General features: G+C 72.8%; 25 protein-coding genes. 8 read left to right on the top strand and 17 right to left on the bottom strand.

Annotation, left to right across the window (positions count from 1 at the left end; all coding sequences use genetic code 11):
• Nucleotides 1-166 precede the first annotated feature (166 nt).
• From AC0I8G_RS22210 to AC0I8G_RS22200, 3 genes are all read right to left on the bottom strand, one after another.
• Entirely contained in the window at nucleotides 167-1,657 is a 1,491-nt protein-coding gene (locus AC0I8G_RS22210; protein ID WP_471731872.1) for an amino acid permease, read from the bottom strand.
• Nucleotides 1,658-1,785: 128 nt separating this feature from the next.
• Nucleotides 1,786-2,034 carry a BRCT domain-containing protein gene (locus AC0I8G_RS22205; RefSeq protein WP_471731871.1) on the bottom strand — a complete coding sequence of 83 codons (249 nt, stop codon included), beginning with the start codon at nucleotides 2,032-2,034 and terminating at the stop codon, nucleotides 1,786-1,788.
• Between the two features lie 62 nt (nucleotides 2,035-2,096).
• Entirely contained in the window at nucleotides 2,097-3,350 is a 1,254-nt protein-coding gene (locus AC0I8G_RS22200; protein ID WP_471731870.1) for an MFS transporter, read from the bottom strand.
• Nucleotides 3,351-3,437: 87 nt separating this feature from the next.
• Between AC0I8G_RS22200 and AC0I8G_RS22195 the strand changes: the two genes are divergently transcribed.
• On the top strand, nucleotides 3,438-4,049 hold the full coding sequence (locus tag AC0I8G_RS22195; RefSeq protein WP_471731869.1) for a TetR-like C-terminal domain-containing protein: 612 nt from the start codon (nucleotides 3,438-3,440) through the stop codon (nucleotides 4,047-4,049).
• Between the two features lie 9 nt (nucleotides 4,050-4,058).
• A complete protein-coding gene (locus AC0I8G_RS22190) occupies nucleotides 4,059-4,637 on the top strand; it encodes a TerD family protein (RefSeq protein WP_471731868.1) in 579 nt (192 codons plus the stop codon).
• An 86-nt stretch (nucleotides 4,638-4,723) separates the two neighbouring features.
• On the opposite strand, the gene AC0I8G_RS22185 is transcribed toward AC0I8G_RS22190, so the two are convergent.
• A complete protein-coding gene (locus AC0I8G_RS22185; RefSeq protein ID WP_471731867.1) occupies nucleotides 4,724-5,440 on the bottom strand; it encodes a DsbA family oxidoreductase in 717 nt (238 codons plus the stop codon).
• 60 nt (nucleotides 5,441-5,500) lie between these two features.
• Complete coding sequence (locus AC0I8G_RS22180) at nucleotides 5,501-6,025, bottom strand: hypothetical protein (protein ID WP_471731866.1); 525 nt, start codon at nucleotides 6,023-6,025, stop codon at nucleotides 5,501-5,503.
• Nucleotides 6,026-6,111: 86 nt separating this feature from the next.
• Here AC0I8G_RS22180 and AC0I8G_RS22175 point away from each other — a divergent pair, with 86 nt between their 5' ends.
• Nucleotides 6,112-6,600, top strand: coding sequence for a mannosyltransferase YkcB-related protein (locus AC0I8G_RS22175; RefSeq protein WP_471731865.1), 489 nt, complete (start codon nucleotides 6,112-6,114; stop codon nucleotides 6,598-6,600).
• A 2-nt stretch (nucleotides 6,601-6,602) separates the two neighbouring features.
• Here AC0I8G_RS22175 and AC0I8G_RS22170 read toward each other — a convergent pair whose 3' ends face one another.
• The 4 genes from AC0I8G_RS22170 to AC0I8G_RS22155 form a co-directional block, all read right to left on the bottom strand.
• Nucleotides 6,603-6,776 (bottom strand): hypothetical protein, encoded by a 174-nt coding sequence (locus AC0I8G_RS22170; protein ID WP_328293594.1) that lies wholly within the window; start codon nucleotides 6,774-6,776, stop codon nucleotides 6,603-6,605.
• Nucleotides 6,777-6,854: 78 nt separating this feature from the next.
• Nucleotides 6,855-7,346 carry a dihydrofolate reductase gene (locus AC0I8G_RS22165; protein WP_471731864.1) on the bottom strand — a complete coding sequence of 164 codons (492 nt, stop codon included), beginning with the start codon at nucleotides 7,344-7,346 and terminating at the stop codon, nucleotides 6,855-6,857.
• Nucleotides 7,347-7,350: 4 nt separating this feature from the next.
• Nucleotides 7,351-8,157: a thymidylate synthase gene (locus tag AC0I8G_RS22160; RefSeq protein ID WP_471731863.1), complete on the bottom strand. Its 807-nt coding sequence runs from the start codon at nucleotides 8,155-8,157 to the stop codon at nucleotides 7,351-7,353.
• Between the two features lie 60 nt (nucleotides 8,158-8,217).
• Nucleotides 8,218-9,129 carry a Cof-type HAD-IIB family hydrolase gene (locus tag AC0I8G_RS22155; RefSeq protein ID WP_471731862.1) on the bottom strand — a complete coding sequence of 304 codons (912 nt, stop codon included), beginning with the start codon at nucleotides 9,127-9,129 and terminating at the stop codon, nucleotides 8,218-8,220.
• A gap of 116 nt (nucleotides 9,130-9,245) precedes the next feature.
• Here AC0I8G_RS22155 and AC0I8G_RS22150 point away from each other — a divergent pair, with 116 nt between their 5' ends.
• Nucleotides 9,246-9,743, top strand: a complete 498-nt coding sequence (locus AC0I8G_RS22150) for a hypothetical protein (protein WP_471731861.1) — start codon at nucleotides 9,246-9,248, stop codon at nucleotides 9,741-9,743.
• A gap of 1 nt (nucleotide 9,744) precedes the next feature.
• Here AC0I8G_RS22150 and AC0I8G_RS22145 read toward each other — a convergent pair whose 3' ends face one another.
• From AC0I8G_RS22145 to hutH, 5 genes are read right to left on the bottom strand one after another with little or no spacing between them, the layout of a single operon-like run.
• Nucleotides 9,745-10,359: an LURP-one-related/scramblase family protein gene (locus AC0I8G_RS22145; protein WP_471731860.1), complete on the bottom strand. Its 615-nt coding sequence runs from the start codon at nucleotides 10,357-10,359 to the stop codon at nucleotides 9,745-9,747.
• Nucleotides 10,360-10,409: 50 nt separating this feature from the next.
• Nucleotides 10,410-11,582, bottom strand: a complete 1,173-nt coding sequence (hutI, locus tag AC0I8G_RS22140) for an imidazolonepropionase (protein WP_471731859.1) — start codon at nucleotides 11,580-11,582, stop codon at nucleotides 10,410-10,412.
• Nucleotides 11,579-12,895: a formimidoylglutamate deiminase gene (locus tag AC0I8G_RS22135; protein WP_471731858.1), complete on the bottom strand. Its 1,317-nt coding sequence runs from the start codon at nucleotides 12,893-12,895 to the stop codon at nucleotides 11,579-11,581. The genes hutI and AC0I8G_RS22135 overlap by 4 nt, the downstream gene beginning before the upstream one ends.
• Entirely contained in the window at nucleotides 12,892-14,541 is a 1,650-nt protein-coding gene (hutU, locus tag AC0I8G_RS22130) for a urocanate hydratase (protein WP_471731875.1), read from the bottom strand. The genes AC0I8G_RS22135 and hutU overlap by 4 nt, the downstream gene beginning before the upstream one ends.
• A 20-nt stretch (nucleotides 14,542-14,561) precedes the next feature.
• On the bottom strand, nucleotides 14,562-16,106 hold the full coding sequence (gene hutH / locus AC0I8G_RS22125; protein ID WP_471731857.1) for a histidine ammonia-lyase: 1,545 nt from the start codon (nucleotides 16,104-16,106) through the stop codon (nucleotides 14,562-14,564).
• 129 nt (nucleotides 16,107-16,235) lie between these two features.
• Here hutH and AC0I8G_RS22120 point away from each other — a divergent pair, with 129 nt between their 5' ends.
• The 3 genes from AC0I8G_RS22120 (at nucleotide 16,236) to AC0I8G_RS22110 (ending at nucleotide 18,301) form a co-directional block, all read left to right on the top strand.
• Nucleotides 16,236-16,943, top strand: a complete 708-nt coding sequence (locus tag AC0I8G_RS22120; protein ID WP_380259593.1) for an IclR family transcriptional regulator — start codon at nucleotides 16,236-16,238, stop codon at nucleotides 16,941-16,943.
• 2 nt (nucleotides 16,944-16,945) lie between these two features.
• Complete coding sequence (locus AC0I8G_RS22115) at nucleotides 16,946-17,665, top strand: GNAT family N-acetyltransferase (RefSeq protein ID WP_471731856.1); 720 nt, start codon at nucleotides 16,946-16,948, stop codon at nucleotides 17,663-17,665.
• Between the two features lie 69 nt (nucleotides 17,666-17,734).
• Nucleotides 17,735-18,301: a dihydrofolate reductase family protein gene (locus AC0I8G_RS22110; protein WP_471731855.1), complete on the top strand. Its 567-nt coding sequence runs from the start codon at nucleotides 17,735-17,737 to the stop codon at nucleotides 18,299-18,301.
• Between the two features lie 31 nt (nucleotides 18,302-18,332).
• On the opposite strand, the gene AC0I8G_RS22105 is transcribed toward AC0I8G_RS22110, so the two are convergent.
• From AC0I8G_RS22105 to AC0I8G_RS22095, 3 genes are all read right to left on the bottom strand, one after another.
• Complete coding sequence (locus AC0I8G_RS22105) at nucleotides 18,333-18,713, bottom strand: RidA family protein (protein ID WP_471731854.1); 381 nt, start codon at nucleotides 18,711-18,713, stop codon at nucleotides 18,333-18,335.
• Between the two features lie 83 nt (nucleotides 18,714-18,796).
• Entirely contained in the window at nucleotides 18,797-19,555 is a 759-nt protein-coding gene (locus tag AC0I8G_RS22100; RefSeq protein WP_471731853.1) for a TetR/AcrR family transcriptional regulator, read from the bottom strand.
• The gene (locus AC0I8G_RS22095) at nucleotides 19,552-20,190 is read right to left on the bottom strand and encodes a dihydrofolate reductase family protein (protein ID WP_471731852.1); all 639 of its coding nucleotides are present in this window, start codon (nucleotides 20,188-20,190) and stop codon (nucleotides 19,552-19,554) included. The genes AC0I8G_RS22100 and AC0I8G_RS22095 overlap by 4 nt, the downstream gene beginning before the upstream one ends.
• Nucleotides 20,191-20,248: 58 nt before the next feature.
• On the opposite strand from AC0I8G_RS22095, the gene AC0I8G_RS22090 reads away from it, so the two are divergent.
• Nucleotides 20,249-20,626 carry a VOC family protein gene (locus AC0I8G_RS22090; RefSeq protein ID WP_471731851.1) on the top strand — a complete coding sequence of 126 codons (378 nt, stop codon included), beginning with the start codon at nucleotides 20,249-20,251 and terminating at the stop codon, nucleotides 20,624-20,626.
• Nucleotides 20,627-20,629 lie beyond the last annotated feature (3 nt).

The raw sequence follows: 20,629 nt of genomic DNA, 5'->3' as shown, positions 1-20,629 counted from the left end.
CGCCATGGCCGCCCTCGGCGCGGTCATGCGCAGGGTTTCCTCAGGGGGCCTCGTCGAGGGTGCACCGCACAGCGCCGGGCGGGCAGGACGCAGCAGGACGCCGCCGTCCCCCGCAGCGTAAGGCGCGGGGGGCGACGGCGTCCTGTTCGTTCCGGGGCGGGGTCCCTTACTTCTTGCCGCCGTCGCCCGGACGGTTGGCCTTGACCGGGAACTCGCCGGTGTAGCCCATGCGCTCCTCGGCGGCGGCCAGGACGCGCTTGCGCACGGAGAACCAGCCGACCACCAGCAGCGGGATGATCACGCCGAGGGCGTAGACCGTGGGGCGGCTGTCCTTGTCGTAGGCCATGATCCCGAGGACGGCGACGAGGAAGACCAGCACCGCGTAGCCGGTGTAGGGCGCGCCGAAGAGGCGGTAGTCGGGGCGGGTGACGATCCCCTTCTTGGCCCAGGAGTGCAGCCGTAGCTGGCAGAGCACGATCGTGCCCCAGCTGGCGATGATGCCCAGGGCGGAGGCGTTGAGGACGATCTCGAAGGCCCGGCCCGGGGCGACCTTGTTGAGGACGACACCGAGGACGGCGACGACCCCGGTGATGGCGATGCCCCCGAAGGGGACCCCGCCCTTGTTGAGCTTGGCCGCGAACTTCGGCGCGGAGCCGTTCTGCGCCATCGACCGCACGATGCGGCCGGTGGAGTAGAGACCGGCGTTGAGGCTGGACAGCGCCGAGGTGAGGACGACGAAGTTCATGACGTCACCGGCCCCGGGGACACCGATCTTGGAGAAGAACGTGACGAAGGGGCTCGTGTCCTTGGAGTAGGCGGTGTAGGGCAGCAGCAGCGCGAGCAGGACCAGCGAACCGCAGTAGAAGATCACGATGCGGACGATCACGGTGTTGATGGCCCGCGGCATGATCTTCTCGGGGTTCTCCGTCTCCCCGGCCGCGGTGCCGACGAGCTCGACGGCGGCGTAGGCGAAGACGACGCCGGAGATGACGACGACCAGCGGGACGGCCCCGGTCGGGAACCAGCCGCCGTTGTCGTTGATGACGCTGAGCCCCGTGGTCTGCCCCTCGATGGGGAAGCGACCGGCGAGGAAGACGATGCCGACGAGCAGGAAGGCGGTCAGCGCGACGACCTTGATCAGCGCGAACCAGAACTCCATCTCGCCGAAGATCTTGACCGAGACGAGGTTGAGGCTGAGGACGACGACGAGGGCGATGAGGGCCAGCAGCCACTGCGGCGCCGAGGAGAACGTCTGCCAGTAGTGCATGTACGTCGCGATCGCGGTGATGTCGACGATCGCGGTCATGGCCCAGTTGAACCAGTACATCCAGCCGGCGACGAAGGCGGCCTTCTCGCCGTAGAACTCGCGCGCGTAGGAGACGAACGAGCCCGACGAGGGGCGGTGCAGGACGAGCTCGCCGAGGGCCCGCAGCATGAGGAAGACGAAGAAGCCGCAGATCCCGTAGACGATGAAGAGGCCGGGACCCGCGGTGACCAGGCGGCCACCCGCGCCCAGGAAGAGCCCCGTCCCGATCGCGCCGCCGATGGCGATCATCTGGAGCTGACGGTTCTTCAGGCCCTTGTGCAGCCCACCGTCCTCGTGCGAGAAGTCGCGCTGGACGCCGACCCCTGATCCGGTGTCCTTTTCGACGGACATGCGGGTCCCCTTCCACAGTGCAACATCGCGAGATGGACTGGGGAAGGCAACCACTTCCGGGTCACGAGCGCATGCTCACGGTGTTTCGGGCGTGTCACATCTGACCGCTCGCCCGAGCGGCGGGGGTGTCAGCCGGCGGCCGTCGCGCTGAGCAGGTCGTCGAAGGAGTACTCGTCCAGGAGGGGGATGCCGTGGGCGATGGCCGCTCGGACCGACGACGAGCCGGACCCCGCGTCGTTGGCGACGAGGACGTCCGTGCGCTCGGTGACGTCGGGATCGACGTGTAGCCCGGCCTCCTCCGCGCGGGCCGCGAGGGCCGCGCGGGGTTCGAGGAAGTGGCCGCTGAAGGCGATGTGCTGACCGGCGTGGAGAGTCACGAGTCCGTGATCGGCAGGTTGGACCGTTCGCTTGACGTCACCGCTCCACCGTAGCGGCGGGGTCAGGACTGCGAGGGGGCTCCGGTGTCGTCCGGCGCCACCTGTCGACGGCGCTGGGCCGGGAGGGTCGCGGTCCGGCGGGCGCGCTGGACCCCGCCGAGGACGAGGCCGGCGAGACCGGCCAGGACGACGAGCACCGCGTAGCCGTCGACGACGGCGGTCAGGCCGACGTGCGGGGCCAGCAGACCCGCGACCACGGCGGGGACCCCGAAGACCAGGTAGCTCACGACGTAGACGGCGGCGAGGACCCCCGCACGCTCGTGGGCGGGAGCCGTGGAGAGGACCCCGCGCAGCGCACCCTGGAAACCGGCCCCGAACCCGATCCCGGCGACGAGGGCGCCGGCGAAGAACCACGGGGTCGACACGGCTTCCGCACCGACGGCCAGCAGGACCGGCCCGACGACGAGCGCGGACATGCCCAGCGTCATGACCCGGGCCGGGGCGACGTGACGGGTGAGGACCCCCGTCACCGCCCCCACCCCGGCGACGGCCGCGACGACGAGCCCACCGGCGACGTGGTTGGCGATCCCCAGGACCCCGACCACGACCGAGGGCCCCAGCCCCATGCAGAGCCCACCCAGGCCCCAGCTGCCGAGGAAGCCGGGGAGGTAGGTCGTGAACGCGGCGCGCGAGGCGGCGGGCAACCGGACGACGGGTCGCAGCGAGGCGAGGGCGCCGGGGACGCGGTCGACCACGTCGGCCGTCAGCGCGATCCCGACGGCTGCGACGACGAGCAGTCCGGCGAGCACCAGGTAGACGAGTTCGGTCGGGGCCGGTGCGAACTGCACGAGGAGCCCCGAGCCCAGTCCGCCGGCCATCAGGCCCACGGGTGGCGTCGCCCCGTTGACCAGCTGCGCCGTCGCGGCCCGCTCCGGGCCCGCGAGGTCGAGCAACCAGGCGCCCAGCGCGCCGATCGCGGAACCGGTGGAGAACCCCTGCACCACGCGGCCGAGGACGAGCCAGCCGACGGAGTCCGCCTGGCTGAACACGAGCATCGAGGCGAGGACACCGACGAGCGCGACCAGGACGACCCGGCGACGGCCGAGGTGGTCGGAGAGCGAGCCGACGGTGAGCAGCGCGACGAGCAGCGCGGCCGCGTAGATCGCGAAGACGACGGTGACGGCGGTGGCGCCGATCCCCCAGAGCTCCTCGTAGACGGGGAAGATCGGGGACGGCGCGGAACTCGCGGCGACGAGCAGGCCCAGCGTGACGGTGACGACGGAGAAACCCGTCCGGGTGGGGGTGTCGGTGGACACGGGTGCTCCAGGAACTCGGGGAGGTGTCTCGAGGAAACTACTCCCCACCCCGCACAAAAGCAACGTGAACTGCATTAGGATAGGCGCATGGCACCGACGATGACGCGCCCGGGCGGGCGCAGCGCCAAGGTGACGGCTGCCGTCCACCAGGCCGTGCTCGACCTGCTGGCCGCGGGCGAACCGTTGACGATCCCCCAGGTCGCCGCCCGCGCCGGGGTCAACGCGACGAGCGTGTACCGACGGTGGGGTGACGTCCCCGCCCTGCTGGCCGACACCGCCCTCGTGCGCTTCGGCACCAGCGGGGCCGTCCCCGACACCGGCAGCCTGCGGGGCGACCTGCACGCCTGGGCCACCGCGCTGGTCGCCGAGTCGCGACGTCCGGCGGAACTCGCCCTGCTGCGGGCTGCGGTCGCCGCCGGACCCGCGGATCCCGTTGCACCGGAAGGGTTCGAGTCCGCGTGCTCGGCCTGTCTGGTCGGTCGCAGCTCGCAGGCCGAGGAGATCCTGGACCGTGCGGCGCAGCGCGGCGAGGAGGTTCCCAGCGCGACGCGGGTCCTCGACCACCTGGTGGCGCCGATCTACTTCCGGGCGCTGTTCGGACTGCCCGCCCCGTCCGTCGACGTCGTGGTCGAGCTGCTGGTCGAACGTCTCACCGTTCCCCCCAGCGCTGCTCAGGCGGTGTCCAGCCGGCTCGGATAAGTTCGCGCCATGGGTGTGACTCTCGCCAAGGGTGGAAACGTCTCGCTGTCGAAGGTGGCGCCGGACCTGAACGAGGCCCTCGTCGGCCTCGGGTGGGACGTGCGGACCACCACCGGCATGGACTTCGACCTGGACGCCAGCGCGCTGCTGCTCGGCCCGAACGGGAAGGTCCTCTCGGACGCCCACTTCGTGTTCTACAACCAGCTCAGCAGCCCCGACGGCTCGGTGCGCCACACCGGGGACAACCGCACCGGTGAGGGTGAAGGTGACGACGAGAGCATCGAGCTCGACCTGAACTCCGTGCCGCAGGACGTCGACAAGATCGTCTTCGCGGTCTCGATCCACGACGCCGAGGCGCGTCGGCAGAGCTTCGGTCAGGTGATGAACGCGTTCATCCGCATGGTCAACCGGACCGACGGCAGCGAGGTCGTGCGCTACGACCTGTCCGAGGACGCCTCGACCGAGACCGCGATGGTGTTCGGTGAGATCTACCGCTACAACGGCGAGTGGAAGTTCCGCGCCGTCGGGCAGGGGTACGCGTCCGGGCTGCGGGGGATCGCGCAGGACTTCGGGGTGGACGTCGCCTGACGGGGGTTCTTCGGTGGGATCGTTGCCTCCCCGAGGACGTCTAGTGTCATCGGGGAGGCAACGATCCCACCCCCGCGAGCGCAGCCTCAGATCGCGCAGCCCTCGGGGCCGCAGGCCTCCGCGTCGTCGCCGCCGACGAGGGTGAGGGGGCGGCTCTCCTGCCAGGCCCGCTGCAGCACCTGCAGGAACTGCTCGGTCGGCTGGGCGCCCGCGATGCCGTACTTGCGGTCGATCACGAAGAACGGGACCCCGCGAGCGCCGAGGGCCTGGGCCTCGGCGACGTCCGCGCGCACGGCGTCGACGTAGCGGTCCTCGGCCAGCACCGCCCGCGACTCGGCCTCGTCCAGGCCGGCCTCGGCGGCCAGGCGGACCAGGGTGTCGTCGTCACCGAGGGGCTCGCCCTCCGAGAAGTTGGCGTGCAGGAAGCGTTCCTTCACGGCGTCCTGGACACCGTGCTCGCGCGCCAGGTGCAGCAACTGGTGGGCGTTGACGGTGTTCGCGGGAACGGAGACGTCCTGGTGGAACTCCAGGCCTTCGGCGGCGGCCACGGCGTCGACGTGGGCGATGAGTTCCCGCACCTCTTCCACCGGTCGGCCGATCTTGGCCGACAGCTTGTGCGCGTGGGCGTCGCTGGGTCCGTCGGCGCGGGTCGTCACCGACTGCGTCGTGGGGTCCAGCTCGAAGGACTTCCACTCCACCTCGACGTCCTCGCGGTGCTCGAAGGCGCGCAGCGCGCTCTCGAAGCGGCGCTTGCCGATGTAGCACCAGGGACACACGACGTCGGACCAGATCTCCACCTTCACGCCGTGGGCAACCTCCGGCAGGACGGGACTGTTCCGCGCCGCCACCCGGTCGGGTCAGCCTCACAGGGACCGCACGGGGAACACCGGTGTGACACCGCGGTGGGCGGCAGACGGTGGAGGCATGACCCCAGCCGCCGCGCTCGCCGCCCGGGAGATCCCCGTTCCCGTGGCCACCCGAGCGCTCGCCCGACCGCGACGGGGTCGGACCGGGGTGCTCGCCCTGCTCGCGGCGACCGTGGTGGCCCGTTCGCTCCAGCCGAACCGCATCGACGTGCTCGACCGGGCCGTCGCGTGGTCGGGGTCGCAGAGCTGGAAGGCGTGGTTCTTCGGGACCCTCGACCCGCAGGCGGCGACCTCCGTCGGGGCGCCTGCGACGGGATGGCTCTCCGGACTGGTGCTGCGGATCTCCACCTCCGCGGACCTCGTCGTGCTCGCGACCGTGCTGACCGTCCTGGCCGTGGCGGTCCTGACCGTGGCCGTCCGGCGGATCGCCGGTCCCTCCGCAGGTCTGGTGGCCGGTGCGGTGCTGGCCCTGCTGCTGCGCTCGGGGGACGAGGCCCAGACGGCGCTGCTGCTGGGCGTCACGGGGTACCTCCTCGTCCGCCACCGGGGCTCGGCCCGCTGGTCGCTCGGCGCGGGGCTGGCCGGGGGGTCCACCGGTCTCCTCGGGGGTGTGGACCGGCCCGGCGGCCGGGGTGCTGGCTCCGCTGGCGGCGACGGCTCTCGCGCTGGGTGGCGCGTGGCTGTGGCGACGGTGGCGGGGCGCACCGCGGGTCGTGCTGGTCCTGGCCCTGGTGCTGTCCGCGGGTCTCGGCGCCGGCGCCCGGGCGCACGACGCGTCGAGCAGCCCGGCGGACACGTCGACGACGTCCTTGCTCCAGGCCGCGGGCACGACCTGGTCGGCGGCTACGGTCGGCCCCCGGCAGGACGCGGCGGCGCTCGAGCTCGCCAGCGGCACCGCGGTACTGACGCTCGAGACCGGCGACGCGGCGATGAGCCTGGCGCAGTTCCAGTCCTACGTGGCGACCGGACGGGTGCGGTACCTGCTGGTCCCCCACGGGTCGACGTCGGCGGCGACGTCGGACGTCGTCGCGTGGGCGGCCGCGGCGCACACCGCGGTCACCGTCGGCACGACGACGGTCTACGACCTCAGCGACTGACGTCAGTCGCGGCGGCGGTCCTGGGCGTGGGCCCAACCGGAGTGGTGGCCGGTGTCGGGGAGGTGGACCCGGTCCGGCTCGACGCCCGGACGGTCACCCGGCCGCGACGAGGAGCAGACGCGACCGACGACGGCCGCCACCAGCAGGATCACGAAGAACGAGACGAAGAGGGTCACGAGGCACTCCTCCGGCCGGGAGCCCCGTAGGGGCTCGATGCCTCACGGTGCCACGAAGTGCGTCCCGACGCGAGGGGTTCAGCCCGATCGGTGCCAGGTGCAGATCCGGAAGCGCGGCCCCTTCGAGGAGGTGCGCCACTCCCCCGTCTCCGTCCGCGACCACTCCTCCCCGACCCGGGGTGCGCGCGTGTCGCCCTCGACCTCGAGGTCCACCTCGGTGACGACGAGGACGTCGGCGTGTCCGAGGGCGGCCTGGTAGACGGCCTGACCGCCGATGACCCAGACGTCACCGGCTGCGGGACCGGTGCCCGCGAGCGCCGTGGTCAGGTCGTGGATGACCTCGGCGCCGGCGGCGACGTAGTCCGCGGCGCGGGAGAGGACGACGTTGCGACGCTCGGGCAGGGGCCGGAACCTCGGCGGCAGGGACTCCCACGTGGCGCGGCCCATGACGACGGTGGAGCCGGCGGTGAGTTCGGAGAAGTGGGCCATGTCCTCGGGGATCCGCCAGGGGATCCGGCCGTCCGCCCCGATGACGCCGTTGGCGCTCTGGGCCCACACCAGACCGATCACCGGGTCACACCGCCACGGGAGCCTTGATCGTGGGGTGGTGCTGGTAGTCCACGACCTCGAGGTCCTCGTAGGCGACCTCGAACAGGCCCTTGGGGGCGATCGTCAGCTGCGGGAACGGGTACGGCGTCCGGGAGAGCTGTTCCTCGACCTGCTCGACGTGGTTGTCGTAGACGTGGCAGTCGCCGCCGGTCCAGACGAAGTCGCCCGGTGCGAGGCCGACCTCCTGGGCGACGAGCATCGTCAGCAGGGCGTAGCTGGCGATGTTGAACGGGACGCCGAGGAAGAGGTCGGCCGAGCGCTGGTAGAGCTGGCAGGACAGCTTGCCGTCGGCGACGTGGAACTGGAAGAACGCGTGGCAGGGGGCGAGGGCCATCTTGTCGAGCTCGGCGACGTTCCAGGCCGAGACGATCATGCGGCGGGAGTCCGGGTCGGTCCGCAGGGTGTTCAGGACCTCGGTGATCTGGTCGACGTGGCGCCCGTCCGGGGTCGGCCAGGACCGCCACTGCACGCCGTAGACGGGACCGAGGTCGCCGTTCTCGTCGGCCCACTCGTCCCAGATCGTCACGCCGCGCTCCTGCAGCCAGCGGGCGTTGCCGTCGCCACGCAGGAACCAGAGGAGCTCCAGCGCGATGGACTTGAAGTGCACGCGCTTGGTGGTGATCAGCGGGAACCCGGCGGCGAGGTCGTAGCGCATCTGGTGGCCGAAGACGCTGCGCGTCCCGGTGCCGGTGCGGTCGGACTTGGGGGTGCCGGTGGCGAGGACGTGTCGCAGGAGGTCCTCGTACTGGGTGTCGATCCGCTGCTCAGCCACGCCAGAAGCCTAAGCGACCACTCCACCCAGTTCGTGATCTTGCTGGGAATCCCTGCAAGATCACGGCTGCGGGGTGTCGAAGTCGAGGTCGTCGGGGGCGTCGCCGCGGACGACGGCGGCCAGGCGCGCGAGCCAGGCGGCGCCGGCGAGGTCGTTGACGGTGTGGCGGGGCTGCAGCACCGGGTAGGGGGTGGTGGGGACGCCGTCGGCGGGGCGGACGTCGACGTGGACGACGGCGTGACCCTGCGCGTGCAGCCAGTCGGCCATCGCGTAGTCGGTGCGGGAGTCGCCGACGGTGCGCCAGGCGGTGGGCGGCGGACCGTCGGTGGCGAGCAGGCGCAGCGCCATCTCGGCCCCCCGGTCCTTGCCCAGCAGCACGGACTCGATGTCGGTGGAGATGATCGTCGGGTCGATGCGCCAGTCGACCCGGCCGGCGGAGTCGGGCTGGTCGACGCCCTTCCAGGTCGCCCCGAGGTCGAGGTCGGCGAAGACGGCCATCGCCGCCTCCTCGAACTCGGGCTGGCGGGCGAGGTAGGCCGCGGAGTCGACGTCGAGGCGCTGCTCGAGGGAGACCATGGCGCGCTTGCCGCCGTCGACGAAGACGACGTCGGCGTAGTGCTCGCGGGCCAGCGCTTCGAGGCGTTCGACGGCGGGGCGCGGGACGGCGACCTGCTCGTCGACCTCGATCGGGCCCGTACCGGCGGCGGTGACGGTGAAGGTGACGGCGCCCTTCTCGCAGACGGCGTGCAACCGGGCGCGCTCGGGCAGGCCGGCGGCGAGGATCGGGCCGACGACCTGCGTGCGCAGGAAGTCGTCGGAGCGGCCGGTGTTGAAGACGACGGGGATCCCCGCGGCCAGCAGTTCGAGCAGGCTGTCCAGCAACCCCGCCGCGCTGATCGAACGCGTCACCGGGCTGGCGATCGGCCCGTCGACGTCGAGGAGGAGACCGAAGGGCGGGGCGTCGGGGTGCACCTGCCGATCCTCCCATCCACCCTCCTGGGCCTGGACGGTCTCCTGCGGTGGTCCGAACGGGTGAGACGGCGGCGGCCGGGCCCTGCGAGCCGTGCGGAGGCTGGGAGCGTGCTGCGGTGCGTCGCGTGGTCCTGCCCCTGTTCGCCCTCGCGGTGACGCTGGCGGCGTGCGGTGCGGAGTCGGCGCCCACTGCGGCCGCGCCCACCTCGGCCCCCACGACACGGCCCGCCGAGTCCGCCTCGGACCAGGAGTGGGCGGACTACGACGAGTGGCTCTCCGAGGGACCGATGGCGACGTCCGTGCCGACCCGGACGTGCGTGACGCACGAGCCGACGGACGACGAACGTGCCGAGGCGACGACCAACGGGTGGGACCCGTACTCGGTGAGCTGCTTCGACGTCGACCAGTACTGGACGACGGAGCCCGCGTGCCCCCCGCCACCCGGCGTCGCCGAGGACGAGACGTACTCGTGCATGATCTGGGGCTCGCCGCGGACCCAGCGCGTCGTCGACGACTGGAACGCGTTCGCCGACGAAGAGGACACCGCGAGCGCGCGAGAGCTGGGGATGACGCTGCAGGAGTACCGCGAGGCGTACCCGGACGCCCCGGCCTGAGTCAGTCGCCGGAGTTCTTCCGGGCGTCGCGCACGGCGTCGAGGGCGACGACCCCGACGAGCAGGACGGCCCGCAGGTCGCGGTCGAGGGTCGGGTCGGTGGACAGGGCGAAGGCGTCGGCGTCGACGAGGACCCGGTCGAAGGAACGGCGCTCGCGGTGGACGGCGGCGATGCGGCGGGGTTCGTCGCCCGGTTTCCACGAGCTGGCGGGGCGCGGGTCACCGTGCAGGGCGACGTCCCAGTCGCGGCTCCCCCAGCCGCCGCCGGTCATCCGGCCGTGGCGGCCGTCGGCCAGGGCGAACTCGAAACGGGGCGCGGCCCAGCTGTTCTCCTGCCGCACCCGGCCGAGTGGTCGGCCGTCGGCCCAGGTGGCGAAGAACTCCGACTTCCCGAAGCTGCCGGGGCGCTCGATCGCCAGCAGGACCCCGCTCGCGTCCTGGACGAGGTAGCGCGAGGAGACCACCCTCCCGAAGAAGGCGCCGCCGGCGCCGAGGGTCTCCTCGACGGCGGCGGCGGGGGTGCCGTCGGGCAGGACGATCTCGTAGCGGTGCCGGACCGAGAAGGTCCCCCGGTGCTCGTAGAGCAGGACGTCGGGGGCGTCGAACACGTCGGTCACGGGGTCAGCATGGACCGGCACGAGGGCTGCGGTCTGCCGGATCGGCGAAGTCAGTCCGTCCGGGACGCGCGGTGGACGGCGTGGGTGAGGGGGACGCCGGGGCGGTAGGCGAGGTGGGTCACCGAGGGGGCGTCGAGGACGTGCAGGTCGGCCCGGGCGCCGACCGTGAGCCGGCCGACGTCGCTGCGGCGCAGGGCCTGTGCCCCGCCGAAGGTCGCGGCGTGGACGGCTTCGGCGACGGTGAGGTGCATCTGCAGGACCGCCGTCGCGACGCAGAACGCGACGGAACTGGTGTAGCTGGAACCGGGGTTGCAGTTGGCGGCGATCGCGACCTGCGCGCCCGCGTCCAGGAGCCGCCGCGCGGGCGCGAGGGGTTGCCGGGTCGAGAGGTCGCAGGCGGGGAGGACGGTCGCCACCGTGTCCGAGGCGGCGAGGGCGTCGACGTCGGCCGGGGCGAGGTGGTTGCAGTGGTCGACGCTGGCGGCGTCGAGTTCGCAGGCCAGGCGCACGCCCGGTCCTTGCGTGAGCTGGTTGCCGTGGACGCGCAGGCCGAGGCCCGCGCCCCGGGCGGCGAGCAGGACGGCGCGGGACTGCTCCTCGTCGAAGGCGCCCGTCTCGCAGAACACGTCGGCCCAGCGGACGTGACCCGCCACGGCCTCGAGCTGGGGGCCCACGAGTTCGGCGAGGTAGTCCTCGGCGGAGACGCCGGGGGCGACGATGTGGGCGCCGAGCCAGCTGACCTCGTCGGTGACCTCGGCCGCCAGCCGCGCCGCGCGGAGTTCCTCGGCCACGGTCAGCCCGTAACCGGTCTTCGTCTCCAGCGTCGTGGTGCCCTGCGCGAGCGCCTCGGCGACGTGCCGGTGCAGTCCCGCGCGCAGCTGGTCGTCGGTGGCGGCGCGGGTCGCGGCCACGGTCGTGGCGATACCGCCCGCCGCGTAGGGCTTCCCGGCCATCCGGGCCTCGAACTCGCTCGTGCGGTCACCGGCGAAGACGAGGTGGGAGTGGGAGTCGACCCAGCCGGGCAGGACGGCGCGGCCGCCGAGGTCGACGCGGTCGTCGGCGGCGGGGGCGTGGGCGGCGGGACCGGTCCAGGCGACCCGGCCGTGCTCGACGACGAGGGCGGCGTCGAGGATGCGGGCGAGCAGGTCCTGGTCACCTGCGGGGCCGCCGACCTCCGGGTCGTTCGTGGTGAGTTCGCCGATCCCCGTGTAGACGGTGCTCACGTCAGGCTCCGGAGGATCTCGGCGACGCGCTCGCGGGGGACGGTCTCGTGCTGCCCGCCACGGACGCGGAACTCCCCTGCGACGACGACGTCGGTGACGTCCTGCGCGGTCGCCGTCATCGGGACCTGGGCCGGGTCGGAACCGGCTGTGCGGACCGACCCCGTGTCGACGGCGACGAGGTCGCAGGGCTGGCCCACGACGATCGACCCGCCCTCCAGCCCGAGGCTGCGGTGGCCGCCGGTGGTGAGCGCGGCGAGCAGTTCCGCGGGGTCGAACACCCCGCGCCGCAACGACCCGAGTCGGGCGGCGGCCTCGAGACCGCGGGTCTCGAGGAAGGGGTCGATCACCGCGTGCTGGTCGGTGCCGAGGGCGAGGACCGCCCCCGCGTCGGCCAGCGCGCGGTTGCGTCCCACACCGTCGCCGAGGTCGGCCTCGGTCGTGGGGCAGGCCGCGACGGAGACCTGGCGGGCACCCAGCAACGCGACGTCGGCGTCGGTGACGTGGTTGGCGTGCACGACGGTCAGCGCCGGGCTGAGAACCCCGGCGCGGTCGAGGAGTTCCGTCGGCGTGCAGCCGTAGGCCTGCCGGCAGGCCTCGTTCTCGGCGGGTTGCTCGGAGAGGTGGACGTGCACCGGGACCCCGAGGTCCCAGCCCGTCTCGGCGACGACGGTGAGGTCGGCGGGACCGACGGCCCGCACCGAGTGCGCGGCGACTCCGACCCGGAAGAACTCGTCGGTGGGGATCGCCCGGACGCGGGTGGCCCAGGCCTGCGCGGTGCCGTCGGAGAACCGGCGCTGTTCCGCCAGCGGGGGTTTCCCGGGGGCGGAGGTCAGGTAGAGCGTGTCGAGCAGGGTGAGGCGGATCCCGGCGGTGCGGGCGGCGTCCCGCAGGGCCAGGGCGAACGCGTTCGGGTCGTCGTAGGGGGTTCCGTCGGGGCGGTGGTGCAGGTAGTGGAACTCCCCCACGGCGGTCCAGCCGGCGAGGACCATCTCGGTGAACGCGGCCGTCGCGAGCTCCCGGTAGCCGTCGGGGTCGAGGCGGCCGGCGAGGGCGTACATGGCGGTGCGCCAGGTCCAGAACGTGCCCCCGTCCGTCCCGTTGCGCTGGTGGGTGCGCCCGCGCAGCCCGCGGTGGAAGGCGTGGGAGTGCGCGTTGGCGAACCCCGGGAACACCAGGCCCCGGAGTTCCCGGTCACCGTCGAGCGGCCGGGGTTCGCGGGTGACGGACGTGGTGCGGCCGTTCGTGGACTCGACGCGGACCCCGCGCGCGGGGCCCCCGTCGAGCCACGCCGACTCGCACCAGAAGGAGCTCACCGTTCCCACATGGGGACGCGCAGACCCCGTTCGCGCGCGACCTCGGCGGCGCGTTCGTACCCGGCGTCGACGTGGCGCATGACGCCCGTCCCCGGGTCGTTGGTGAGGACGCGTTCGATCTTCTGCGCGGCGAGGTCGGTGCCGTCGGCGACGGTGACCTGACCGGCGTGGATGGAACGGCCGATGCCGACGCCGCCCCCGTGGTGCAGCGAGACCCACGTGGCCCCGGAGGCGGTGTTCAGCAGGGCGTTCAGCAGCGGCCAGTCGGCGATGGCGTCGGAACCGTCGGCCATGGCCTCGGTCTCGCGGTAGGGCGAGGCCACGGAACCGGAGTCGAGGTGGTCGCGGCCGATGACGATGGGTGCGGAGATCTCGCCGTTCGCGACGAGTTCGTTGAACTTCAGCCCGGCGAGGTGACGTTCCTTGTAGCCGAGCCAGCAGATCCGTGCGGGCAGGCCCTCGAAGTGCACCTTCTCCCCCGCGGCGGTGATCCAGCGGCGGAGCTTCTCGTCGTGCGGGAACAGTTCGAGGATCGCGCGGTCGGTGCGCTCGATGTCCTTCGGGTCGCCCGAGAGCGCGACCCAGCGGAACGGCCCGCGCCCCTCGGCGAACTGCGGGCGGATGTAGGCCGGGACGAAACCGGGGAACTCGAACGCCCGGTCGTAGCCGCCGAGGACGGCCTCCTGGCGGATCGAGTTGCCGTAGTCGAACACCTCGGCCCCGCGGTCCTGGAAGTCGACCATGGCCTTGACGTGCTTGGCCATCGACGCCCGGGCCATGAGGGTGAAACCCTCCGGGTCCTTCGCGGCGAGGTCGTGCCAGTCCTCGACGGTGACCCCCTCGGGGAGGTAGCTGAGCGGGTCGTGCGCGGAGGTCTGGTCGGTGACGACGTCGATCGGTGCGCCCCGGTCGAGGAGCTCGGTGAACACGGTCGCCGCGTTGCCGACGACCCCGACGGAGAGGCCGCGGCGTTCGTCGCGGGCCCTCACGACGCGGGCGAGCGCGTCGTCGAGGTCGGTGGCGAGCTCGTCCAGGTAGCCGTGGTCGACACGACGCTGCAGCCGGGCGCGGTCGACGTCGACGACGATGACCGCACCCTCGTTGAGGGTCACCGCGAGCGGCTGCGCACCGCCCATGCCGCCGGCCCCGCCGGTGAGGGTGATCGTGCCGGCGAGGGTTCCGCCGAACTTCTTGTCGGCGACGGCGGCGAACGTCTCGTAGGTGCCCTGCAGGATCCCCTGGGTGCCGATGTAGATCCAGGAACCCGCGGTCATCTGGCCGTACATCGTCAGCCCGGCCTGTTCCAGCCTGCGGAACTCCGGCCAGGTCGCCCAGTCGCCGACGAGGTTCGAGTTCGCGATGAGGACGCGGGGCGCCCACTCGTGGGTGCGGAACACCCCGACGGGTTTGCCGGACTGCACCAGCAGGGTCTCGTCGTCCTCCAGGGTCTCGAGCGTGCGGACGATCGCGTCGTAGGCCTCCCAGGAGCGGGCGGCCTTGCCGGTGCCGCCGTAGACGACGAGGTCGTCGGGACGTTCCGCGACCTCGGCGTCGAGGTTGTTCATGAGCATGCGCAGCGGCGCCTCGGTCTGCCAGCTCTTGGCCTGCAGTTCGTTGCCGCGCTGGGCGCGGACGGGGCGGGGCAGGTGTTCCACGGCGGTTCTCCTCAGGCGATCTCGGTGACGGAACGGGCGGCGGCGAGCAGTTCGCCCGAGACGACCGCGGCCACGACGGCCTCGATCTCCGGGGCGAGGAAGCGGTCGGGTCCGGGACCTGCGGTGGTCTCGCGGACACGGGCGAGGACCGCTCCGGTGGTCGGTCCGGGCTGCAGGGGTGATCGCAGGTCCAGACCGCGGGCGGCGGTCATGACCTCGATGGCGAGGACGCGGGTGAGGCCGTCGAGGGCGCGACGCAACTTGCGGGCTGCGGACCAGCCCATCGAGACGTGGTCCTCCTGCATGGCCGAACTCGGGATCGAGTCGACCGAGGCGGGAACGGCGAGGCGCTTGAGTTCGCTGACGATCCCCGCGGAGGTGTACTGGGCGATCATCAACCCGGAGTCGACGCCCGCGTCGTGGGCGAGGAACGCGGGCAGGCCGTGGCTGCGCTTGGTGTCGAGCAACCGGTCGGTGCGGCGTTCGGAGATGCTCGCGAGGTCGGCGACCGCGATGGCCAGGAAGTCGAGGACGTAGCCGACGGGGGCGCCGTGGAAGTTCCCGTTGGACTCCACGCGCCCGTCCGGGGTCACCACGGGGTTGTCGACGGCGGCGGCGAGTTCCGCGGTGGCGACGTTCAGGGCGTGCGCGGCGGTGTCGCGGCCGGCGCCGTGGACCTGCGGGGCACAGCGCAGCGAGTAGGCGTCCTGCACGCGGGTGCACTCGGGGCCCCGGTGGCTGGCCACGATGGGCGAGCCCGCCAGCGCCCGGCGGAGGTTGCCGGCGGCGATGCGCTGGCCGGTCTGGGGACGCAGCGCCTGCAGGTCGTCGGCGAAGACGGCGTCGGTGCCGAGCAGCGCCTCGACGCTCATCGCAGCCGCCAGGTCGGCGGTCGCGAACAGGTTCTCGAGGGTGTCGAGGGCCAGGACGAGCTGGCCGAGCATGCCGTCGGTGCCGTTGATGAGGGCCAGGCCCTCCTTCTCGGCGAGGACGACGGGTTCCAGACCCGCCGCCGCGAGGGCCTGCGCGGCCGGGAGTTCCTCGCCCTCGCGGGTGCGGACGGTGCCCTCGCCCATGACGGCCAGCGCGCAGTGCGCGAGCGGGGCGAGGTCCCCGGAGCAGCCCAGCGAGCCGTGTTCGAACACGACGGGGGTGAGGTGGGCGTTCAGCAGCGCGGCGTAGGCCTCGGCGGTGGCGACGCGGACGCCGGTGCGCCCGGTCATCAGGGTGGAGAGGCGCAGCAGCATCGTCGCGCGGACGACCTCGGTCTCGACCTCCGGGCCGGAACCCGCCGCGTGCGAGCGGACCAGGCTGCGCTGCAACTGGGTCCGCTGCTCGGTGGGGATGTGCTTCGTCGCGAGCGCGCCGAAACCCGTCGAGATGCCGTAGTGCGGTTCGACGTCGTCGGCGAGCGCCTCGATCCGCTTCCGCGAGGCCTCGACCTCGGTCAGGGCGGCGGGGTCGAGATCGATCCGGGCGCCGTGGCGGGCGACGGCGACGACGTCGGCCGGTGAGACCGGTCCGGACGACACGATGACGGTGTTCACACCCGCCATCAGACACCGGTTCGCGGGGCACGTCGCCGCCCGGCGCGGCGCTGGTGTCCAGGGTGCTGGACACTTCACGGCGTGGTGACCAGCGCGGAGGCTCCGACCGTCGCGGCGGCGCTCCGCATCCTGTCGTTCATGGCCGCGCAGCAGGGTCCGGTGGCCGCGGCGACGCTGGCCCGGTCGCTGGGACTCCCGCGCTCCAGCGTCTACCGGCTGCTGAGCACGCTGGCCGAGCAGGGTTTCGTCCTGCACTTCCCCGAGGCCCGACGCTACGGGCTGGGCATCGCCGCGTTCGAGCTGAGCTCGGGCTACGTCCGGCAGGAACCGATCACGCGGCTGGGACGACCGGTGCTGGCGACGCTGGTGGACCGGGTCGGTGAGAGCGCGCACCTGGCCGTGCTCGTCGGCCGCGAGGTCGTGTACCTGGTCGAGGAACGCGCGCCCCGGCGGCCCGCGCTGGTCACCGACGTCGGGGTGCGGTTGCCGTCGCACCTGACGGCGAGCGGGCGGGCGCTGCTGGCCGCCCTGCCGCGCGAGCAGGTGCGGGCGCTGTTCCCGGACGCGTCGGCGTTCACCCGCCGCGGGGTGACGACGCAGACGCACGCGGGGTTGCGTGCCGAACTGGTCCGGACCCGGGCCCGGGGCTGGGCGAGCGAGGACGGGGAGATCACCGAGGGGTTGGCGTCGGTGGCGGTCGCGGTGCTGGACCGCAGCGGCTGGCCGACCAGCAGCCTCGCGCTGACGTTCCGGCACGAGGACGTCGACGAGGCCCGCCGTGCTGAACTGGTCGAGGCGCTGCAACGGCACGCAGCGGAACTCCGGCGACGGCTCCACGGGGAGTGATCGTGCTCGACGCGTTCGACGACGAGGTGCGTGGGTGGGTTCCGGCGGTCCCCCGCACGGGGTACTCCTACGAGCGGCGCGGTTCCGCCTCGCTGGTGTGGACGCCGCGGGGACTCGTCGTCCAGCCCGACCGGACGGCCGGTGCGGCGGACGTCGAGGCCCTCCCCTCGGACGTGGACGTGCGCTGGCAACGCTGCGAGCACGACGCGCTGGCCCCCGGGGTGCTGCGGGACCAGGGGTTCACGGCCGGTCGGTCGGGTGCGTTGATGGTGGCGGCGGTCGCCGACCTCGCTGGGCCCGAGCCCGGGATCGAGGTGACGCGGGTCGAGGACGCGTCGGGTCTCTCGGCGCGGGCGGACCTGCAGTCGCGGGTCTGGGGTGCGGACCTCGGTGGGGTCGTCGACGAGGTCGCCGCCCGGTGGGCCGCAGAGCCTGCCGACACCGTGGTCCTGCTGGCCCACGGTGGTGGGGAGGTCGTCTCGGGAGCCTGGTTGACGTTTCGGCCGGGAACGTCGTTCGCCGGGCTGCGCGGCGGGGCGACCCTGCCGTCCTGGCGCGGGCGCGGGACCTACCGGGCCCTCGTGGCGCACCGGGCCGCCGTCGCGCGGGCCCGCGGGGTGCGGTTCCTCGACGTCGCGGCCTCCGAGGACAGCCGGCCCGTGCTGGAGCGGCTGGGTTTCCACCGGATCAGCAGCCTCACGACCTGGACCCGCCGCGCGTGATTCCGCGCACCCTCTTGTCGCTGACCTCGTGAGGCGGGAGGCTGAAACCCCCTCAGAGCGGAGGCACCCGTGGGCAAGCTCGTCTACGCAGCGAACACGTCGCTGGACGGCTACCTCGAGGACGAGACCGGCGCCTTCGACTGGTCGGTGCCCGACGAGGAGGTGCACGCCTTCTGGAACGAGCACGAACGCCGCGTCGGGACCTCGCTCTACGGCCGACGGATGTACGAGACCATGCGCGTCTGGGAGGACGACGAGTGGTTGCGGGGGGAACCGGACGTCGTCCGCGCGTACGCGGAGATCTGGCGCGACACCGACAAGGTGGTCTACTCCGCCACCCTCGATGCGGTATCCACGGCCCGGACACGGATCGAGCGGAGTTTCGATCCTGACGCGGTGCGGGCGCTCAAGGACGCCTCCGGCGCGGACCTGAGCATCGGGGGCGCGACGCTGGCCGTGGAGGCGTTCCGGCACGGTCTGGTCGACGAGGTCGTGCTGCTGCTGTGCCCGGTGGTCGTGGGCGGCGGCAAGCCGGCGCTGCCCCGGGGCGTCCGGGTCGACCTCGAACTGCTGGAGCACCGGCGGTTCGGCAACGGCGTGGTGCAGGTGCGTCACGCGGTGCGGAACGCGAGCTGACCGGAGGTCGGGAGAACCCGCGGGCCGAGGTTCAGCCGGTGAACGCGGTCATCCGGATCGAGACCAGCAGTCCGGGGACCTCGACGCCCAGCTTGGCCGCGTAGCGGGTGGGCGGGTCCGTGGGGAACCACCGCGCGTACTCCTCGTTCATCCCCGCGAAGTCCTCGGGAGCGGCGAGCAGCACGCCCACCTCGACGACGTCGTCGAGGCTCGCGCCGCCGGCCGCCAGCACGGCCCGGCAGTTGGTCAGCGCCTGGCGGGTCTGGGCCTGGATGGTGTCACCGGCGAGGTGACCGGTGCTCGGGTCGATGCCGGTCGTCCCCGAGACGAAGACCTGCGGTCCGGCCTTCACCCCTTGGCTGTAGAACGGCGAGGTCGGGGCGTCCGGGGTCGAGATGGTCTGCCGGGTCACGTCGGCTCCTTCGGCGGGGTTCCCACCCTCCCAGATCGGCGGCCTCGGGCCAACGTTCGCCGCCGCACCCGGACCGCTGCGCACTACCCGACGTCGAGCAGGGCGGCGAGGCCGTCGAGGAGGCGGTCGAGACCGAAGGCGTAGGCGCGGTCGGGGTCGTGCGCGCTGCCCGCGGCCTCCCCCGCCGCGGTACCGACCCGGACGGCGCGGGGGTAGCGCTCGGGGTCGAGGACCCGTTCCAGCAGCGGACCCGCTGCGGCCCACCACGCCCCGTCGGTGCCGGACTCGACGGCGATCGCCCGGGCGTCGGCGGCGTCGCGGGCGCAGGCGCGGACGAACACCAGCAGGTGGGTGAGGCAGGCGTCGCGGGTCACGTCGTCCACGGGGGTGTCGTCGAAGGCGGCGAGTTCGTGCTCGTACTTCGCGGTCTGACCGGGACCGAGCGAAGGTCGGACGGTGGACACCTCGGCCGCCCAGGGGTGTTCTTCGAACAGGCCCCGGTTCTCGGCGGCGACCGCCCCGAGCCGGCCCCGCCACGGGTGGCCCGCGGTGTCCGTGCGGGCCATCGTGAGGTAGACGGCGTCGAGCATGAGGTCGAGGAGTTCCGCGCGGTCGGCGACGTAGGTGTAGAGCGACATCGTCGAGATGCCGAGGCGTTGCGCGACCCGCCGCGTCGTCAGCGCCGGCAGCCCCTGCTCGTCGGCGAGGGCGACCGCCGCCGCGACGACGGCGGCGAGGTCGTGGGTGCGGCGCGGCCCCTTGGCCGGGACGGCTGCGGGGTCGCGCCAGAGCAGCGCCAGCGTTCGCGCCGGGTCGCCGGCGTTGGCACGGTCGGGGCTCACGACTCGGGCGGGTGGGTGTCGGACTCGACGGTGCTGAACTCGACGGTGCTGAACTCGACGGTGTCGACGCGCTCCAGGACCGAGAGGACGGCCCCGGCGGAGGTGACCTGGGAACTGACCGTGTCCCACCCGCTCACGGGGCCCGTCGTCGGGAAGAACCGTCGCCCGCCACCGACGACGACCGGGACGACGACCAGGCGCAGCCGATCGACGAGACCGGCCTGCAGCAGCGACCAGCTCAGGGTCGTGCTGCCGTGGACCTGGAGTTCCCGGCCCGGGACGTCCTTGAGCGCGGCGACGGTGGTGAGGTCGCGGTGCACGGTGACCGGGCCCCAGGCGGTCGCGATCGGGGAGGTCGCGACGACGTGCTTGGGCAGTCCGTTCATCAGCGGGGCGAACGGGTCCGGCGGTTCGATCTGCGGCCAGGCCTGCCCGAACGCCTGGTAGGTGCGGGCTCCGAGGAGGAAGGCGTCGGCCTGCCCGATCCACTCGACGGCGGTCTCGACGAACTCGTCGTCGACGTGGGGGACGAACCAGCCGCCCCGGTCGAACCCGCCGGCGGTGTCCTCGTCCGGGTCTCCGGGCGCCTGGGTCACGCCGTCGAGGGAGAGGAACTGGGTGATGGTCAACTCCACGGGGAACAACCTAGCCCCCACTACGTTGTACGGCGTACATCGTAGCGAGGAGAGCACCGTGAACATCACCGCCACCGCCCTGTCGATGACCGTCGAGGACGTCGACGCGTCCGCCACCTTCCTCACCGAACACTTCGGGTTCACCCTCGGGATGGCCGCCGAGGGGTTCGCGAGCCTCGCCCGCCCGGACGCGGGGGTGAACCTGGTCTACCTGCGCCGGGGACTGGCGACGCTGCCCGCCGACCAGCGCGACGAACTCGCCCGCGGGCAGGTCCTCGCGTTCGTCGTCGACGACCTCGAGGGCGAACTCACCCGGCTGCAGGAGGAAGGGGTGGAGATCACCATGCCGCTGACCGTCGAGGAGTGGGGCGAGCGTGCCTTCCAGGTGCGCGACCCCAACGGCGTCGTCGTGCAGCTCGTCGACTGGAACGGCTGAGCG

Source organism: Kineococcus sp. AC630, from assembly GCF_979255925.1.
Note: the sequence above shows the minus strand (reverse complement) of the source record. Positions and strands in the feature narration are given on the sequence as shown.

Excerpts from the sequence above, each read along its gene's own strand:
- AC0I8G_RS22210 (WP_471731872.1), bottom strand. The coding sequence starts at position 1,657 with ATGTCCGTCGAAAAGGACACCGGATCAGGGGTCGGCGTCCAGCGCGAC.
- AC0I8G_RS22195 (WP_471731869.1), top strand. The coding sequence starts at position 3,438 with ATGGCACCGACGATGACGCGCCCGGGCGGGCGCAGCGCCAAGGTGACG.
- AC0I8G_RS22190 (WP_471731868.1), top strand. The coding sequence starts at position 4,059 with ATGGGTGTGACTCTCGCCAAGGGTGGAAACGTCTCGCTGTCGAAGGTG.
- hutH (WP_471731857.1), bottom strand. The coding sequence starts at position 16,106 with ATGGCGGGTGTGAACACCGTCATCGTGTCGTCCGGACCGGTCTCACCG.
- AC0I8G_RS22120 (WP_380259593.1), top strand. The coding sequence starts at position 16,236 with ATGGCCGCGCAGCAGGGTCCGGTGGCCGCGGCGACGCTGGCCCGGTCG.